The organism is Klebsiella sp. HMSC09D12 (genome assembly GCF_001808475.1).
In the GTDB taxonomy this organism is placed as follows: Bacteria; Pseudomonadota; Gammaproteobacteria; order Enterobacterales; family Enterobacteriaceae; genus Klebsiella; species Klebsiella oxytoca.
Genome location: NZ_KV793464.1, coordinates 1 through 2,340 on the forward strand (window position 1 = coordinate 1; position 2,340 = coordinate 2,340).

1 protein-coding gene and 1 pseudogene are annotated in these 2,340 nt (G+C 34.1%); both read left to right on the forward strand.

The features are described from left to right. Positions 1-971, forward strand: a 971-nt coding sequence (locus HMPREF3178_RS10725) for a tyrosine-type recombinase/integrase (protein ID WP_070585154.1), incomplete at its 5' end; no start/stop codon positions are given. Next, positions 968-2,308: pseudogene (locus HMPREF3178_RS10730) on the forward strand (DNA-binding protein); the annotation flags it as partial. The gene HMPREF3178_RS10725 and the pseudogene HMPREF3178_RS10730, both read left to right, overlap by 4 nt. Positions 2,309-2,340: the final 32 nt, after the last annotated feature.

A 2,340-nucleotide genomic window follows, 5' to 3' on the forward strand; every position in this document is an offset into this window, starting at 1 on the left:
TTACCCGAAATCTGATTTATTCAACAAAGCCGGTAGAACTGTTAAATCATTTGGACCTAAAGATAAAAAAATCTGGTCAGTCTGTGCTTCAAGATGATCCAACAGAGGGACCACTAACTAAAGAAGAACATACTTCTTTGATTAAGGCTATGAATCATGCATATAGAAAAGGCGAACTGTCACTGCCACATTATGCAATATCACTATTGATCAGCCTTACAGGTAGAAGACCTCAGCAGTTAGTTATGTTGAAATATAAAGACCTTCTTCAAAAGAACTTAGATAATGGCAAAGTAGAATATGTAATTTCAGTGCCACGAGTTAAACAACGGGGTAAAGAACTACGATATCGAGAACTTGCAATAATATCAGAGGTTGCATCAATTGTTCAATTGCAAGCTAATCAATCAGTGAAACTCGTTGAGCAAGCTCTTGGAAAAACTCTTGATGATTATTCTAAACGAGAAGTTCCTATTTTCTTAAATGAGGAAAAACTCTCAGATTTATCCATAACAGGTTCAATTCTTCTGGAATATAATAAATTATATGCGAAGCCTATAATTGCTAATGTAGCATTGAAAGGTATTGTTAATAATGGGAATATAATATCCAACCGTACCGGTTCGATACTAAATATTACTCCTCGTAGGCTTCGTTATACAATAGCAACTATGCTGGCTAAGGATGGGCATAATGTTAATACTATAGCTGAGTTATTGGATCATTCCTCTACTTCAAGTGCGGGTATTTATATTAAAAATCATGCTGACAGTGTTGAAAGGATTGATTCCGCTGTTTCAGAACAATTGTCATTTGTCGCTGATATTTTTATGAACGGAATCAAATCTAAAAAGAGTAGTCATTTCAAATTTTTTTCTTCAAGTAGATGCCAGAGTCAGAATTCAGGATTTCCTTGCAATCAATGTATGTTTTTTATTCCGATTGAGCGCAGTGAGGTGAATCAACTATGAATAATATTATTTTGTTCAAATCAAAAAAACATTTTCTTGTAGAAGAAAATTATAATGAGTTCATAAAATTTTGTCGCTATCAACTGCCCGGACTAACCCAAACTCAGGATTGGGAGCAGTATGCATGGAAAGGATATGTCACATTTAGAAAAATAGGGGTTGGAAATAAAGTCTTTGATTCCATTGATGCAATGCACGAAGATTATATCAATTTTGCGAAAGCATATATCAGATATCAACACTCATTGAAACCATTAAAAAATTATGGGGTTATTATGATGGCTTTGCGATGCCTCGAACAGGCCCTTTTGCAGGTTCAGAACACTGGTCTCATTTATAATGTTACAGCCGTTGTTTTCGATGAGGCAATGCAGATCGGGAGTAAATATTTTGAAGGTAACGTTTTGGCTAAATGTGGAATACAGCTTGAAAAAATATCAAAGTTTCTATATGAACATAATCTTGTGAAATCAGGATATATCTCATGGAAAAACCATGTAAAACAGAAAGTCAAAAACAATTATCTTCCTGAGATTGAGGATTATCACCGAAGCGATAAGTTACCAGATGAAGAGGCATTGCTCGCTATTGCTGATATTTTTTCTCAAAATGATGAGCTACTGAGTCCAAGGGATAAGTTCACAAGTTCAGTATTTGCACTTCTACTTTGTTGTCCGAGCAGAATCTCTGAGATTTTAGCCTTACCTGCTGATTGTGAGATTACACAAATAGATGGCAAGGGTATCGAAAGATATGGGTTGAGATTTTATTCGGTAAAAGGGTATGGCCCTAATATCAAATGGATTCCACGAGTTATGATACCAGTTGCAAAGAAAGCAATTAGAAGATTACTTTCCTTATCACAAAATGCAAGAGCACTTGCTTACTGGTACGAAAAGTACCCGGATAAATTTTACCGACATGAGCTTTGCCCAACAGTCGATGAAAAAGCTAAATTGACCGTTGTACAAGTTTGCCATGCACTGGGGTATAATTTATTTGATCATAAATCATGTGTTTTAAAAATTAAAAGAACGAGTTTGGATGGTGGGAAAAGTTTCTTAAACCACAATGATTACAACTATTCATTGAGTAATTTGTGGGAAATTATTAGTTCTAATTTTAGTAGAGACTTTCCATGGTATGATAAAGAAAAATCCATAAAATTTAGTAATGCTTTATGCTTGCTCAATACTGATCAATTTTCTTTAACAAGAATGACTTCAATTTTCACATTTTACAAACCTACTAAAAGTTTCTTTTTCAGTGACATACAAACTAAAAAAAGCTATGAGATGAATTATAAAAATATATTTTCCCGATATGGGTATTATGATGGGCTTTGTTGAATAAATCAGATTTCGGGTAA